At 45.2% G+C, this 15,017-nt stretch carries 12 protein-coding genes and 3 pseudogenes; all 15 read right to left on the bottom strand.

From position 1 onward, the window contains the following. Window position 1 precedes the first annotated feature (1 nt). Window positions 2–445, bottom strand: a complete 444-nt coding sequence (rplI, locus tag JCM10914_RS09915; RefSeq protein WP_023960241.1) for a 50S ribosomal protein L9 — start codon at window positions 443–445, stop codon at window positions 2–4. Beyond that, a complete protein-coding gene (locus JCM10914_RS31755) occupies window positions 442–837 on the bottom strand; it encodes a DHHA1 domain-containing protein (protein ID WP_023960239.1) in 396 nt (131 codons plus the stop codon). The genes rplI and JCM10914_RS31755 overlap by 4 nt, the downstream gene beginning before the upstream one ends. Then, complete coding sequence (locus JCM10914_RS09910) at window positions 834–2,459, bottom strand: DHH family phosphoesterase (RefSeq protein ID WP_023960237.1); 1,626 nt, start codon at window positions 2,457–2,459, stop codon at window positions 834–836. Before JCM10914_RS09910 ends, JCM10914_RS31755 begins: the two co-directional genes overlap by 4 nt. A gap of 11 nt (window positions 2,460–2,470) precedes the next feature. Then, window positions 2,471–3,397: a DUF2232 domain-containing protein gene (locus JCM10914_RS09905; RefSeq protein WP_231638601.1), complete on the bottom strand. Its 927-nt coding sequence runs from the start codon at window positions 3,395–3,397 to the stop codon at window positions 2,471–2,473. Further along, entirely contained in the window at window positions 3,394–3,696 is a 303-nt protein-coding gene (locus JCM10914_RS09900; protein ID WP_174819218.1) for a MazG-like family protein, read from the bottom strand. The genes JCM10914_RS09905 and JCM10914_RS09900 overlap by 4 nt, the downstream gene beginning before the upstream one ends. A 271-nt stretch (window positions 3,697–3,967) precedes the next feature. Further along, entirely contained in the window at window positions 3,968–4,402 is a 435-nt protein-coding gene (locus tag JCM10914_RS09895) for a CBS domain-containing protein (protein ID WP_023960231.1), read from the bottom strand. A gap of 157 nt (window positions 4,403–4,559) precedes the next feature. Then, the gene (locus tag JCM10914_RS09890) at window positions 4,560–5,546 is read right to left on the bottom strand and encodes an LCP family protein (RefSeq protein WP_023960229.1); all 987 of its coding nucleotides are present in this window, start codon (window positions 5,544–5,546) and stop codon (window positions 4,560–4,562) included. A gap of 239 nt (window positions 5,547–5,785) precedes the next feature. Further along, window positions 5,786–6,766: pseudogene (locus tag JCM10914_RS09885) on the bottom strand (D-alanyl-D-alanine carboxypeptidase family protein). Window positions 6,767–6,995: 229 nt separating this feature from the next. After that, a pseudogene (locus JCM10914_RS09880) lies at window positions 6,996–7,962 on the bottom strand (ABC transporter ATP-binding protein). Beyond that, a complete protein-coding gene (locus tag JCM10914_RS09875) occupies window positions 7,962–8,936 on the bottom strand; it encodes an ABC transporter ATP-binding protein (RefSeq protein ID WP_023960218.1) in 975 nt (324 codons plus the stop codon). The pseudogene JCM10914_RS09880 and the gene JCM10914_RS09875 overlap by 1 nt, the downstream one beginning before the upstream one ends. An 11-nt stretch (window positions 8,937–8,947) precedes the next feature. Continuing rightward, a pseudogene (gene opp4C, locus JCM10914_RS09870) lies at window positions 8,948–9,870 on the bottom strand (oligopeptide ABC transporter permease). A gap of 12 nt (window positions 9,871–9,882) precedes the next feature. After that, entirely contained in the window at window positions 9,883–10,845 is a 963-nt protein-coding gene (locus JCM10914_RS09865) for an ABC transporter permease (RefSeq protein WP_023960213.1), read from the bottom strand. A gap of 79 nt (window positions 10,846–10,924) precedes the next feature. After that, on the bottom strand, window positions 10,925–12,697 hold the full coding sequence (locus JCM10914_RS09860; RefSeq protein ID WP_023960211.1) for an ABC transporter substrate-binding protein: 1,773 nt from the start codon (window positions 12,695–12,697) through the stop codon (window positions 10,925–10,927). 661 nt (window positions 12,698–13,358) lie between these two features. Continuing rightward, a complete protein-coding gene (locus JCM10914_RS09855) occupies window positions 13,359–14,033 on the bottom strand; it encodes an SOS response-associated peptidase (RefSeq protein ID WP_023960209.1) in 675 nt (224 codons plus the stop codon). 707 nt (window positions 14,034–14,740) lie between these two features. Further along, window positions 14,741–15,013, bottom strand: a complete 273-nt coding sequence (gene rpsR / locus JCM10914_RS09850; RefSeq protein ID WP_023960207.1) for a 30S ribosomal protein S18 — start codon at window positions 15,011–15,013, stop codon at window positions 14,741–14,743. Between the last annotated feature and the right edge of the window lie 4 nt (window positions 15,014–15,017).

The raw sequence follows: 15,017 nt of genomic DNA, 5'->3' as shown, positions 1-15,017 counted from the left end.
ATTACTCCTCCGTAATTTGAACCTTGAGCGTCGCCTTGACGTCAGGGTGCAGCTTCACGGGAACTTGCGTCACGCCCAGGCTCCGGATTGGATCGCTGAGTTCGATTTTACGTTTATCAATCTTGATCTTCTGTCCAGCCAGCGCCTCGGCGATCTGTTTGCTCGTAATCGCGCCGAACAAGCGGCCACCCTCTCCGGACTTGGCTTTTAACACAATCGTCATCTCTTCCAGCTTCTTACCTAGCGCCTGTGCCTCTTCCTTCTCTTGCTCCTTGCGTTTCTGCTCTGAGGCCTGCTGCTGCTCCAGGTTCTTCATATTTCCATCTGTTGCCGGACGAGCCACGCCGCGCGGAATCAGAAAATTCGTAGCATACCCTTCGGATACTTCCTTCACATCACCCTTCTTGCCTTGGCCCTTCATATCTTTAATGAAAATCACTTTCATTCGAACAACCCCTCTTTCGCTTTGATGTCCGCCAGTACATCCATCAGCTGTTTCTCCGCTTCTTCAAGCGAAGTGTCCAGCTGTACCGCGGCATTCGTCAAATGTCCGCCTCCCCCGAGACGTTCCATAATCACCTGAACATTCATCTTGCCCATCGAACGAGCGCTGATTCCAATCTTGCCATCCGTACGTTCACTGATGACAAAGGAGGCCTGCACATCCGTCATATTGAGCAGCATATCCGCCACCTGGGCAATTAACAGCTGCGGTATGGGCCCTGCACTCTTCGATACCGCCAGCGCGATATGGTCATATACCATTCTAGCATGTTTCACGATTTCTGCCTTCGCTATAAATTCTGTCAGATCCTCCTTGAGTACCCGTTGAATCATCGTGGTATCCGCACCGTGGCGTCGTAGGAGCCTGCTGCTTCAAAGGTTCTCGACCCAGTATGAAGTGCAAAATGCTTCGTATCCACCGTGATTCCGGCAAGCAATGCCGTTGCCTCGACCGGTGTTAGGGTTACGCGCTCATGAATGTACTGCAACACCTCGGTCACTAATTCGCAGGTGGAGGATGCATACGGCTCCAGATAGATAAGCACCGCATCATTGATGAACTCTTCGCCCCGCCGATGATGATCCATTACAACCACGCGGCTGGCCCGCTGCACTAGTCTTGGCTCCATCGTCATTGAAGCCTTGTGCGTATCCACGACCACAAGCAACGTGTGTTCTGTCATCATCTGCATCGCTTGCTCGGTCGAGATGAACCGACTCATGATGGCTTCATCCTTACGGACTTCCTCCATTATGCGCGAGATTGATGGGTTAAGCCCCTCCGTCACGATATAAGCATCGACCTTATACATCTGCGCTGCCTTCAAGATACCAATGGATGCTCCGATAACGTCCATGTCGGGTTGCTTGTGCCCCATCACGATCACATGATCACTTTCTTGCATCAGATCACGAAGGGCGTGAGAGATTACACGAGCTCTTACTCGCGTGCGCTTCTCTACGGCATTCGACTTGCCCCCGTAAAAGGACAAGCGCTGGCCTGCCTTCACCGCTGCCTGATCCCCACCTCGTCCAAGCGCCATATCCAGACTGGACTGCGCCAGTTGTCCAAGCTCCGTAATATCATCAGAGCCTGAGGCTAGACCTACACTAAGCGTCAATGGCACCTTCAAATCGGCGGTCATCTCGCGTACTTCATCCAGAATAAGAAACCGGCTGTTCTCCAACATATCGAGCGATCGTTGATTTAACATCATTAGGTATCGATCTGAGGAGAGTCTGCGCAGATAGACGTTATATTCCCGTGCCCAATCCGTAATCTCGCTCGTTACTTTGGCAATTAAGGCGGTACGCTGTTGATCGTCCATTCCTTGCGACGCTTCATCCATGTTATCCATCATAATAATGCCTAAGGCAAGTCGTTCGTCCTCATAGCGTTGGCGCAGGATAACCAGCTCAGTGATTTCATCCAGATAAATCAATCGTTCTTCGGGGATGATGGTCGCACCATAGAACTTATCCTCATGCGAAATCTCGAGCCGTATTTCACCTAGAGCACTCTCATCTGGATCTTTCTGTTCTTTGTTATCCTTCTTGTCCAGTTGCTCCCGCATCACGGCCGCAATCTGCGGGAACAGTTCCTGCAGCGAGACGCCGACCAGCGTCTGATCAGGAAACATATGAATCATGAATTGATTGTGCCACTCCACCGTCTTATCTTCGCTATACAAAACAATGCCGAAGGGCAAGACACTAACCGCCTCGCCTTCTACGCGCTGGATACGAAAAGTTAAATCGCCGATATAATCGACCAGCTCACGCCGAAACTTCATTTCGGCCTTCAGCATCACGTAACCGCCGATGATAGCAAGCAGCAAGCCAACTAAACCCAGCCACGTATTATAGAACGATAGGAAAATAACGAGTAGCAGCACCAATGCAAACGCCCAGACGGTATGATAGCCGTGCCAGCGTTTCTGCAAAAATTTAGGCATGACTCATCACCTTATCTCTTGTTTTTGCTAAACGCCTGACGAAGCGGAAACGCCAGATCCAAGATACCGATAATCAAAGCGGGTGGGAACAGCACGATCGGAATAGCCGTCAAGAGCGGTATAATCGGATGCCACTTCCGCTCATATGCCAGGAAATAGAAGAATCCAAGTGCTTGAATCATGAAGCAAATCTGCAGCAACGGCATGCCGTTGGCCACAACCATGTTCATAAAATAATTGTCTGAATCCATTGTAGCGATACTGAGGAAGAAGATCAGCAAGTAATACCAGATCAGTGAACGGGGCATTCTCCACTCCCTGGCGGGTTTAAGCTTAGGCACTGACAACCCCAAGCTATTCAGTGTCGGGCGTGCCAGTGCATGTGTGACTACCGTCATTAACAGCGCACTCATGATCATCGCGAACGGAACCATCCGCATCGTCTGATCCTTAATGAGTTGTGTATCAATTTCGGTTCCCAGCAGCTGGCCGCCCACACCATTTTCGATCCCCATTTCGATCAATGGCGCTGTCGTAATCTGAACGATCTCATCAACGTAATCCGAGAGGTTCAACTGGAAGAAGGCCGTACTGATCAGCAGGAGCAAGAGCATCTCCGCCAGCATGGTAGCGATACCATACTTCAGTACCTGCATCGCCGCCCTTCTCTTCCGGTACAAATATCCCATAACAATACCCGGTATCGCGAAATAAATGGCGAATATCAAGTAGATGGGGCTAATCAGCAATGCAATCAACCATACAGGAGCCACATGTGCAATGAATGATTTGGTATTCAAAGCCGTAAATAGTATCGCCACCGGCAGAACCAGTAAAAATGCCGTTACGATCGAGAAAACGGTCTGTAATGATAGCAGCAGAAGCAGATATACGATACTCCATGCTGCTGTTGTCCAACGCAGTTTCAATAGGTTCACCTCTTACGCAAATGTTCTTCAAGCGCGGAAATATCCTGGTACCAATCCTCCAGCTGATGTCCTTCCTGCTTATGCTTTTTCAATTTCTCGAGCAAGAGATCATCCAAATCCCGATAGGTCAAACCGAGCCTACGACCCAATATGTAGGAGCTCATCATCAGGCTGACCAAGCTGTCTCCAACCTTCGTAGTGCTGCCTTCCCATAGAGCTTTAAATAACCGGGATACATTATCGATTACTTCGGTTTTTAGCCATTCGATCACTTTAGCTCGTTTAGCTACATCCAAGTCCTTCGGCATATTTGGCATATCCATCTCTCCCTGAAAACAGCTTTATTCTCCATTATAGCATAAAAAAAAGCCACTCACACAAAGGCCCCATGCGCCGTCCCTTGGCCGGATCAGGTAGAAAACAATCATACCTTCTCTTTGTACTCCAAATCGAGAATGCTTATTCCAACTCCCCTGAATCCTTTTATAAAAAATAGGGCGTGGTACCTACGCCTCAGCGCCGTCCACACCCTCGTTACTTTCGTCTTTCATACCATTATTCTTATCGTACGCTTGAATTCTAGGAAGCTCCTTGGGACTCCATCGTTTCCTTGGAGACAAACCGTTCACAATATTCAATAATGAGACTCCTGCGCACAATTCCGATAAAACGATTCATATCATCAACGACGGGCACAAAGTTCTGGACCTTCGCTAAATTAATGAGATCCTCCATTCGAGCATCAATCGATACCGGCTTGATATCCATCCGGAAAGGAACATCCTTCAGCAGAAATTTCGAAGCATTCTCAAACGTAATCTTACCTTCGGAGTTCTTCATATGCCACAAAAGATCCCCTTCTGTGACTGTCCCGGCATATTCTCCGTTCTTATCCAGTACAGGCACAGCCGTAAACCGATGATATTCCATACGCTCCAGTGTCTGCCTCAAGGTTGATTCCAGTGTCAAACAAATCACTTCCTGTTTCGGTAACAGAAAAAAAGCGATATTCATATTGCCTTATCCTCCTTATGACTTCCTAGCAGCAAGTCATGTAAAGTAACCTTTTCTCGTCTAATTCAGGTATGCAGGTTACCCCTATTCCCCTATCCTTTACTCATACATACGTTAACCGAACTTGGATCATACGTGCTGATGACAGTGGAGGACCTTATTTCAACTTCTGTTTCTCTGCATCTACAGGCTGTAACAGTTCAGCAGCTTTTGTGTTGGGATCCATCCAACTGTCAATCAGATTTCGAGCTTCCTCTACGTCTTCCATATCGGGGTCATTATAGTAGACCCCACCAATACGCATTCCTTCACCCATGATCGTGAAACTCGTCATGTCAACCTTGCCTCCGGTCAACATCTGCTTCGCTAGATCAATGATGAATTTGGGCTGCATGTCGGTTTGGAAATTGTCACCCATGATTTGGATCAATTCAGGCACCTTGCCGATTTGATCCAAAGATTTCAGACGCTTCGCCGCTGCATCAAGAAATACCTGTTGCCGCTTCGCCCGGTTAAAATCGCTATCCTCGCGGTAACGCACGTAATTCAAGGCTTCCTCACCGCTATAAATCGGTTTGTTAGCTTCAACTGTAAACTTTTCATGGTCTCTTCCTTTGTTGACAATGTCTTTACCAATCGGAAGTTCTACGCCGCCCATTGCATCTACAACATTCTTCAAGCCTTCAAAGTTAATGGAAGCATAGTAGTCGATCTCCTCGTCAAAGAACGCCTCCATCGTATCCTTGGCCATCTGGTGACCACCAAAGGCAAACGCATGATTAATCTTATCTTTTCTGTCACGCCCGATAATGTCCACATACGTATCCCTCGGTACGGAGATCAACAGAACCTTAGACTCCATGGGACGAACTACGGCATAAATCAATGTATCGGAACGAGCAGCCTCCTGGTCCCGCTGGTCGCTTCCGAGCAGCATGACGGAGAAAGGCTCGCTCTGCATTACGACAGGCTCAGGTGTCTTGTCACTTTGCAGCGGCTTATACGAGTGCTGCAAAGATTCTTCCACGTCCTTAGCCATAAACAGATCAAATGCCACAATAGCCAGTTGCGTTCTGAACAAGTACGCAGATGATCCCAGCAATAAAACAATAGCAAGTGTAATATATATTGATTTCCTCTTCATGAGTTCAATTCCTTCTTTATTATATAATAAATGATGGGATAAGTCAGATTGAGAAAGGGCTCTTAGAGACCCTGATCGATTAGGCTCACCCTCCTTTCCTTATTAAACGGGATGCTTGCCCGTTGACTCACTTTTAACTTAGAGACGAAATACAGCACATGATCTATTGTAAACTAAATTCTTGTGTTATGTGAACTGCGGGACCGGATCTATAAATCTACCAATTTAGGCAGTTACCATCAATACTTATGATTTCGATGAAATGAGAGCACAGCGGCTGTACCTGATTGAATAAACCAGTTGTCCAGCCGCTCCTTCCATGTTAATGTCTTGGCAAATCCGTAGTCGAACAATTTACGTGCCTCTTCAAACCTAGCTTCTCACGACTCCGTACCCATTATGACTGCAATCAATCTTGTTCCTTGCTGCTCTGCCGTACCGGTAAAACAATAACCAGCATTCGCGCTATATCCGGTCTTCAAGCCATCTGTACCCTCATAAGAGTATGGCCCGCCAAGGGTAGAAAGCATCCAATTCGTATTGCTTAAATATAAATTTCTTCCACTTAATTTCATTTGTGTCTTACTGGACATACTTAATATATCAGGGTGGTTTGTAATCAGATGGGCCGTCAGTTTAGCTATATCCTCAGCCGTCATAACGGTTTCCATATCGGTTGGTACGCCAAGCGGCCACAGACTAGATGACTTGTTATCTACTCCTGTAGTATTCACGAATCGCGATTGATCCGATAAGCCAATCTTCCGCGCTTTATCGTTCATCTTGCGGACAAACGCTTCCTCTGAACCAGCAAAATGCTCAGCTAATGCTACGCTTGCATCATTCGTGTTATACACCGCCATACTCTGAAATAATTCGCGGACAGTAAAGACTTCCCCATGCTTCAGAGCCAACTTAGCACCTGTTGTCTTGCTAGCTAGGCCAGTAATTTGGACTTCATCGTCCCATGTTCGAAGTCCGGATTTAATATCGTCCAGGATGACCAGTTCCGTCATCAGCTTGGCCATACCTGCCGGGGGAAGCGGTACGTCACCATTTTGGCTGTACAAAATACGTCCGGTGGACATATCCATCAGGACGACTGCTTTTGCCTCAACTCTGGGTTTAAACCCGGCACGTTCCCCATAGCCGCTGATCATGGCTGCTATCGGGATAAGAACGATTATAATGATTACGATCCAAAGCCACCGTTTTTTCATAGATTTACCCTCCACATATATATAGACGGATGAAAGAGGGCTTTGGTCTGCAATTTTTCTAAATTTCATCACAGGAAAATGATGTAAACCAAACTCGTAATACATTTCAGACCTAAAAAGGACTTCCCATTCCGTCTATAGACGGAGGAAGCCCTTTTTGAATTTTGCTATTCTTCTATATATAGTAATAAATAATTGTCAGAAGACCTGTTCTTGCAGAGTCATACTATTAAGCGTAATGACAAGCCACGAAGTGGTTATTACCTGCATCACGATATTCCGGCACTTGCTGCTTGCACAGATCGGAGGCAATCGGGCAGCGAGTATGGAATTTACATCCAGACGGTGGGTTCGCCGGGCTTGGAATATCGCCTTTAAGCACGATACGATCGCGCTTAAGCGTCGGATCTGGTACAGGAACGGCTGACAGCAAAGCCTTCGTGTATGGATGCAGCGGGTTACGGAATAACTCTTCCTTACTTGCCAACTCCACCATCGATCCCAGATACATAACCCCAATTCGGTTGCACAAATGTTCGACAACACTGAGATCATGGGAGATGAACAAGTACGTCAACTGTTTCTCACGTTGAAGATCGCTGAGCAAGTTAATGATCTGCGCCTGGATCGATACATCAAGCGCTGATACCGGCTCATCGGCAACGATGAAATCGGGATTCAAGATGAGGGCGCGCGCGATGCCAATCCGTTGGCGTTGCCCCCCGGACGAATTCATGCGGATAACGATCATAGTGATAAGCAGCAAGGCCGCAAATCTTCAGCGTTTCGATGACTCTCTCTTTTAACTCTCTGCGATTAACCAACCCGTGGTCAATAAGCGCCTCGCCAATCGCCTCGCCCACCTTGATTCTTGGGTTGAGCGAGCTGTATGGATCCTGAAATACGATTTGCATTTTAGGACGCAAGGCACGCATTTTCTCTTTAGGCAAAGCATGAATGTCTTGCCCATTAAAGATAACTTTACCTTCCGTCTTCTCCAGGAGACGGAGAATGGTACGACCAATCGTACTCTTACCGCAGCCGGATTCGCCTACCAATCCAAAGGATTCACCTTTGTTAATAGTGAAGCTGACACCATCTACTGCTCTAACATTACCGACCGTCCGCTGGAAGACGCCGCCGGTAATCGGGAAATATTTTTTGAGATTATCAATCTCCAAGAGTGCTTCTGTCATTATGCTTTCCCCTCCTCTTCATACAACCAGCAAGCGATCTTATGACCATTCGGATCTGTGCTGAGTGGAGGTGTTTTTTCTCTACAGATCTGCATGCAGAATTCACAGCGATCATGGAAATGACAGTTATCACCAAGATCTACTGGATTCGGAACCTGACCTGGAATCGAATAGAGACGCTCTTGTTTTTGGTTAATGACAGGTTTCGCCTTGAGCAATCCCTTCGTATATGGATGTTTTGGTTGTTTAAAGAGTTCAATAACAGGCGCTTCTTCAATGACCTTACCCGCATACATAACTACAACATAATCAGCCATTTCAGCCACTACACCCAGATCATGCGTAATCAACATGATGGACGTATTGAATTTCTCCTTAATATCGCGCATCAGATCGAGAATCTGTGCTTGAATCGTTACATCAAGGGCCGTAGTCGGTTCATCGGCAATCAACAATCTCGGATTACAGCTGAGTGCAATCGCGATCATGATCCGTTGACGCATACCGCCACTAAGCTCATGCGGATATGAATCATAAATCTTCTCTGCACGTGGGATACCTACCAGCGTAATCAGCTCGATTGCACGCTGCTTCGCTTCTTTACGGTTAACCAACTGATGCAGCATAATCGGTTCCACGATCTGCTCCCCAATGGTCAGTACCGGGTTAAGAGAAGACATTGGCTCCTGAAAGATCATCGCGATATCATTACCGCGAATCAAGCTCATATCCCGTTTATTTAACTTCAATAGATCTTTGCCTTCGAACAAAATCTCCCCTCCGACTGGAGGTACGTCGATCAAACGCATCAGTGACATTGCCGTCACACTTTTACCGCAACCCGATTCGCCAACCACGCACAGCGTCTCGCCTTCACGAATCTTGAAGCTGACATCGTCGACGGCTTTTACGGTGCCTGCGGAGGTTTGAAAATGCGTTTTTAAATTGCGGAATTCAACTAGTTCTTTAGCCATAATCGCCTCTCCTACTTCTTCATTTTCGGGTCAAGTGCATCGCGAAGTCCATCACCGATCAGATTGATTGCAATAACGGTTATAAGAATACACATGCCTGGTGGTATCCACACCCACGGTCGTTTGCGGAAATCAATCAAGCTATTAGCCGCTCCGATCATATTGCCCCAGGATGGTGTTGGTGGCACAACACCTAGACCAAGGAAGCTTAATGAAGATTCCAATATAATAGTCCCAGCAACCCCGAGCGTAGCCGATACGATAATAATAGGAATTGTATTGGGGAGCAAATGACGGAAGATCTTACGACGATCCTTTAATCCGAGGGCTTCCGTAGCTGGATAAACTCCTGTTCGCGTAGGGTCAGGATCTGCGAGCGTACAAGACGGGACAAACCGCTCCAGCCCAATAGACCGATAATTAACATGAGGAAGTATATTCGATCTTGTGGCGTCACTTTTAGATCCGATAAGACAGCCCCGAGAATAATCAGGATAGGAAGTGTTGGCAATGCCATGAAAATGTCAGCAACACGCATGATGAGTGTATCTACCCATCTACGGTAAAATCCAGCTAGCGCTCCCAAAGTTGCCCCGACGATGACAGTTATCCCAGTGGCTACGAGTCCTACCGTAAGAGATATCCGTCCTGCCAGCATGACTCGCAGCAAGACATCACGTCCTACCTTATCCGTTCCTAGCCAATACTTAGCGCTCGGCGCAAGGTTCTTATCCTTTGCACTATAGTCATACATGCTGTATGGAGAAAATAAAGGACCAATAAAACACAACAGAAACATGAATACAATAATAAACAGTCCAATGACGGCAAGTCGGTTTCGAGAGAAGCGACGAATCGCTATTCTCCACGGAGAATCCGGCTGCTTAACTGGAGCTGGTACATTCGATTTTAATGGTGCAGCCTCAGCGGACAAATCAATCTCCTCCTACTTCAAGCGAATTCTTGGGTCTGCTGTTCCATATAGAACATCAGACAGCACATTACCTAATAACGTTAAGATAGCCAGAAACACTGTGAAACCGAGCATGTACGGATAATCGCGCATACTAATCGATTCCAGATAGATTTGACCTACACCTGGCCAGATAAAAATCTTCTCCAGGATGATCGCACCACTAAACAAAGCAGGCAGTTCAAATCCCATCAGTGTAATCGCAGGCAAAAGCGCATTCCGAAGCGCATGCTTAAATATGACTGTGCGTTCCTTCAAACCTTTAGCCCGTGCCGTACGAATATAATCCTGACGGATTACTTCCAGCATACTGGTACGGAAATAACGTGTTAGGCTTCCTGTGCTTAACATAGTCAACACAAGCACTGGCAAGAACATATGCCAAGCAATATCAACTAGTTGATCCCATGTGCTTCCGTTAAGACCGGATGTGACCATCCCGCCGACCGGGAACCAACCAAGATCCAACGCTAAGAATTTGATAAGAAGAAGTCCGATAAAGAATGATGGCAATGACATACATAAAAATACGAATAACGTCATTAGCTTGTCAAACAAGGAATACTGAAACTTAGCTGAAAAAACACCCGTGAATACAGCGATAATCCAACTGAATATCAGGGCAAAGAATGCAACCATAAATGAATTCCATACATAATTCCCGATAACCGTCGTAACCGGTTGTTTATGAACCAGGGAATCACCAAGATTACCTGTAACCATATTACCAAGCCATGTAAAATAACGCTCTACGACAGGCTTGTCCAAACCATAAATTTCCCGAAGCTGAGCTGCTTTCTCTGCAGACATCGTCGGGTTGTCCACCGCTGTGATGTAATCACCTGGTACCATGGCAGATATCGCAAAAATGAGAATCGATATCCCGATCATCGTCGGGATAATCTGCAGCAGCCTCCGGATAATGTACTGCTTCATAATATTCCTCCCGGCATATAAGTGGATATGCTCAGCTCTTGCGAGCTGAGCATATAATTCCTGCTGTTATATTGTTTGACTACTCGTTAGAAAGTTCTGTCAGATAAAGATCGAATGTAAAGCGTTTGTATGGAGAGATGTTAACGTTCTCTACGCGACCGTTGTATACCCATCCATCACGTCTTTGATAGATCAACAGATCCGGAATTTCTTGGTTCAATATTTTGTAAGCTTCAGCATAAGCAGCTTTACGCTCTTCAAGATCCATAGCATAAAGGCCTTTCTTCATCGCTTCATCGTACGCCGGGCTGGAGAAACCAAGTCCGTTTTGTTGTCCGTCAGTCAAGTAAACCGTGGAATCAGGATCAGGTGTCAATCCCCATGCCATGAAGAACATTTCGAAGTCGCCTCTCTCACGCTTGTCGATGATAGCGTTGAAATCCAGTGTATCGGCTACAACGTTAATGCCAAGTTCTTTGTAGTTCTGAATCATAACCGGAATCATTGCATCGATTACTGGGTTGTCAGCTGTAGCGGAGAAGTCGATGTTGAATTTCACGTCGTCTTTCTCACGAATGCCGTCTGCACCTGGTACCCAACCAGCTTCATCCAGAAGTTGTTTTGCTTTTTCGAGATCGAAATCATAGGTTTCGATGCCGTCAGTTGTGTAAGCCCAAGAAACGCTGGATTGTGGAATGTTCAAGACGTTTGCAAAATCACCATAGATAATTTCTACGATTTCTGCACGGTTCAAACCATACAGCAACGCTTGACGTACCTTAACATCAGAGAATTTAGGGCTGTTGTGGTTCATACCAACATATCCATAACCATTGGTAGGTTGGATATTCAGATCAATGAATCCAAGAGACTTAAGGTTTTCGATGTTATCTTCATCTACAGTAACTTGGTCCATATCCGTTTCGCCGGACTCAAGCATAGCCATTTTGGTTTCTTCTGTTGTTGTTTTGAAGATTACGTTTTTGATCTTTGGAGCGCCCAGGAAGTAGTTTTCGTTGCCTTCGAACACAACGTCAGCACCTGGCTTGAAGCTTTTCAATACATACTGTCCGCTACCAACCGGGGAACCATGAAGATCATTCATGTAGTCCAGGGAACCTTTCTTGTAATCCTTGCCGTAAACAGCTTCTGGTGCAAACCATACGCCACCTAAAGCGTCAAAGGTTTGTGCAGTAGCTTCAGTAACTTCGATTTGAACCGTTAGATCGTCAACTACAGTAATACCTTCAATCTCAGTAGCATCACCTTCGTAGTACTCACGACCGCCTTTAATGTTGTATTTCAGGTAATCCGATTGACCTTCATATGCTGGATCATGATATACCTTCATTGCGAAAGCATAGTCGCTAGCTTTCACTGGGCTACCATCAGTGTAAGTGATACCTGATTTCAGCTTGTAAGTGTACGTCAAGCCATCCTCGGATACTTCTGCACTTTCAGCCATACGGTTGCTGTAAGTACCGTCTTCGTTAACTGACAGGAATGAGTCAAATAAAACTTCAACCACATAGTTATCATATGCCGTTTGAGCATAGAACGGGTTGAATACCCCTTTTGGTGCAGTCATACCAACTACCAAAGTATCGGTACGGTTCTTAGCTGCTGTCGGGTTGCCAGACATGTCTTCAGCCGGGAAATACCCTTGGCTAGCGTCTTCTCCCTCAGCTGGTGGCGTTTCTGTATCTTCGCCAGCTTCGTTATCGTTTGCAGGTGTTTCTACATTTTCCCCCGGATCTTGTGGCTCTGCTGTACCTCCGCCGCTTGAGCATGCTGCCAATACGGTGAAAGACAACATCATGATTGCAAGCAGGAGTGACAATCTCTTCTTCATGCGAATCCTCCTCTTAAAATAGTTGTTGCTATAAATTATCAGGACGAATATTGAAATCATCCTTGCATAATTTCGGGTCTTGACAACTCTCTGGATGATCGCTCATGATGTGAAATGAATTGAAAGATTTACAGAAAATATACCATTGGTCAATTAGTGCCAAAGTCACTAGCAATATCTTCTTGCCTATAAAATTAATGTTATGATACGTGTAAAATTAGGTAACGTCAATCACTTTTTTTCATTTTCCTCAAAAATCATGTTTTTCATGTCGTTTTCGAGGGTAAATGATAAGTTTGATCAGGTTGATATACCTTAGTTTACTAGATTCGGATGCATTTTCAAGTATTTTTTACATTTTATAACTATAATTAATGTTTACTCAGTAAGTATCATGTTATCTTAAATGACATAACATTAAGGTTTTTTGTTTTGAATTGGTTGTCTCCAATTAAATCCAGGAATATGAGTCATATTTATTGACATCAACACAGCTTTTGGACTATCCATCTGCCTGGTTCCAGATTCTATGTTATATATCATTCATAGGTTAGCTATATTTCACCAAATGCTTGCAACAGTAAAAAGCAATCCAAATCGAAAGAATTGGATTGCTTTTTTGTCGAATAGCTTCTGTTATTTTCATTTTCATACTTGCGAACTATAAATTTTTAACCCAAGCGAGTTTTAAATCCATTTCCTCGATGCATTGTTGATGATCATGGGTATCGTCTGCCACCATTGGAGTAACCGGATAGATTCGCATCGTTCCGCTATACGTACGCAGAAGTGGTTGTAACGCATCTCTGCCCTTAATCTCTGGATCAAGCCACCTCCCCATATCCTCTTCTGATAAAATAGCAGGCATGCGTTGATCGAATTCACGAATAACCTCATTGGCTTCAGTCATTAACACCGTGCACGTTCTCATTTCAGTCCCTCTTGCATCGCGCCACGTCTCATACAGACCCGCCATTCCGAACATTTCATGATCACCTATAACGGTTCTCACCGCATAGCTTCGTTTACCAACTCTTCGCCAATAATAAAGCCCGTTGCACGGAACAATACATCGTCTTGTTTCAATCGCTTTGCGATAAGTTGGATTTTGATCCACAGTGATCAAATCCGCATTGACCGCATCCTTCCCCCAATAGGGAACCAGCCCCCAACGATATTCATCAAGCTTGCGCTCCCCCTGCTCCTGTACAATAACTGGCATCGTTTGTGTTGGGCTGATATTATAACGGCTCTTATAGTAATACATCACTTGTTGGATTCCAAACCGATTACTCACTTCATCCAGTCCTGCAGACAAAGAAAATCTTCTACACATGTGAGTGCCCTCCTTTTCCTTTATCGTTTGGATAATCGAGGAGGATTATGCATAATAAGTCGAACAACATCCATGACCTTCCATGGTGTGTATGCTTGTTTGTCTGGAGTGGACATCATAATTTTGAAAACTTTCGCAAACAATATGTAATCATAGAACACGATTTTCTTTAGCTCTCTAAGGCAGCCATGAGTATCGTTGATGTATACAGTTAATAGACATTTCTCCACTTACCGAAAGCTGCCAATCTAGATAATCTATCTATTTTTCCAACACGATTAAAGACTACTGTTATGGATCACCTTTACACGGTTCATTTAGACTCGCTATGCATAACTATATATAATAGAAGAAACTTTTTTTGCAGAACACCTATTTCGAACGATCTACATGTTAAATACGACATAGTGTTTCCGCTTTTTATATAATCCACCTTCTATGTTTTGTATATATGGAATAGACAATGTCTCTTTGAAGCAGACATGGTTTCAGGGCTTTAAAACTTAAAAGCTTTACAACATACTCGTAGAACCGCGTTTCATCACTGCTAGTAAATGTTCGCCCTGGGGAGACAGTGTTTTTGTATAGAGACAGTCGTATTTTCATCATATTGTTAACAGCCTTTTGTTCAATACGTTTAATCCTATATCCCGTTACAAAAAAAAGCGATCCAGCCCTAATGGACTGGATCGCTTGTTCGCAACAGACTACTCTGTTGTGTATGGAAGCAATGCGATTTGACGGGAGCGTTTAACCGCAATCGTCAGCGCACGCTGATATTTAGCACTTGTACCAGTTACACGACGTGGCAAAATCTTGCCGCGCTCACTGATGAATTTCTTCAGAAGATCTGTATCTTTATAATCAATGTGAGTAATCTTGTTCACAGTGAAGAAACATACTTTACGACGCTTGTTGCGGCCGCCACGGCGTGCCGGTCTTTTGTCGTTATCTCCGCCTTCTCTTTGTTTAAAAGCCATGCGT

Origin of the sequence: Paenibacillus sp. JCM 10914 (assembly GCF_001315105.1) — a bacterium.
Taxonomy (GTDB): Bacteria; Bacillota; Bacilli; order Paenibacillales; family Paenibacillaceae; genus Paenibacillus_AQ.
This window is presented reverse-complemented; position numbering and strand designations above follow the sequence as displayed.

Excerpts from the sequence above, each read along its gene's own strand:
- rplI (WP_023960241.1), bottom strand. The coding sequence starts at position 445 with ATGAAAGTGATTTTCATTAAAGATATGAAGGGCCAAGGCAAGAAGGGT.
- JCM10914_RS31755 (WP_023960239.1), bottom strand. The coding sequence starts at position 837 with ATGATTCAACGGGTACTCAAGGAGGATCTGACAGAATTTATAGCGAAG.
- JCM10914_RS09910 (WP_023960237.1), bottom strand. The coding sequence starts at position 2,459 with ATGCCTAAATTTTTGCAGAAACGCTGGCACGGCTATCATACCGTCTGG.
- JCM10914_RS09900 (WP_174819218.1), bottom strand. The coding sequence starts at position 3,696 with ATGCCGAAGGACTTGGATGTAGCTAAACGAGCTAAAGTGATCGAATGG.
- JCM10914_RS09895 (WP_023960231.1), bottom strand. The coding sequence starts at position 4,402 with ATGAATATCGCTTTTTTTCTGTTACCGAAACAGGAAGTGATTTGTTTG.
- JCM10914_RS09890 (WP_023960229.1), bottom strand. The coding sequence starts at position 5,546 with ATGAAGAGGAAATCAATATATATTACACTTGCTATTGTTTTATTGCTG.
- JCM10914_RS09875 (WP_023960218.1), bottom strand. The coding sequence starts at position 8,936 with ATGGCTAAAGAACTAGTTGAATTCCGCAATTTAAAAACGCATTTTCAA.
- JCM10914_RS09865 (WP_023960213.1), bottom strand. The coding sequence starts at position 10,845 with ATGAAGCAGTACATTATCCGGAGGCTGCTGCAGATTATCCCGACGATG.
- JCM10914_RS09860 (WP_023960211.1), bottom strand. The coding sequence starts at position 12,697 with ATGAAGAAGAGATTGTCACTCCTGCTTGCAATCATGATGTTGTCTTTC.
- JCM10914_RS09855 (WP_023960209.1), bottom strand. The coding sequence starts at position 14,033 with ATGTGTAGAAGATTTTCTTTGTCTGCAGGACTGGATGAAGTGAGTAAT.
- rpsR (WP_023960207.1), bottom strand. The coding sequence starts at position 15,013 with ATGGCTTTTAAACAAAGAGAAGGCGGAGATAACGACAAAAGACCGGCA.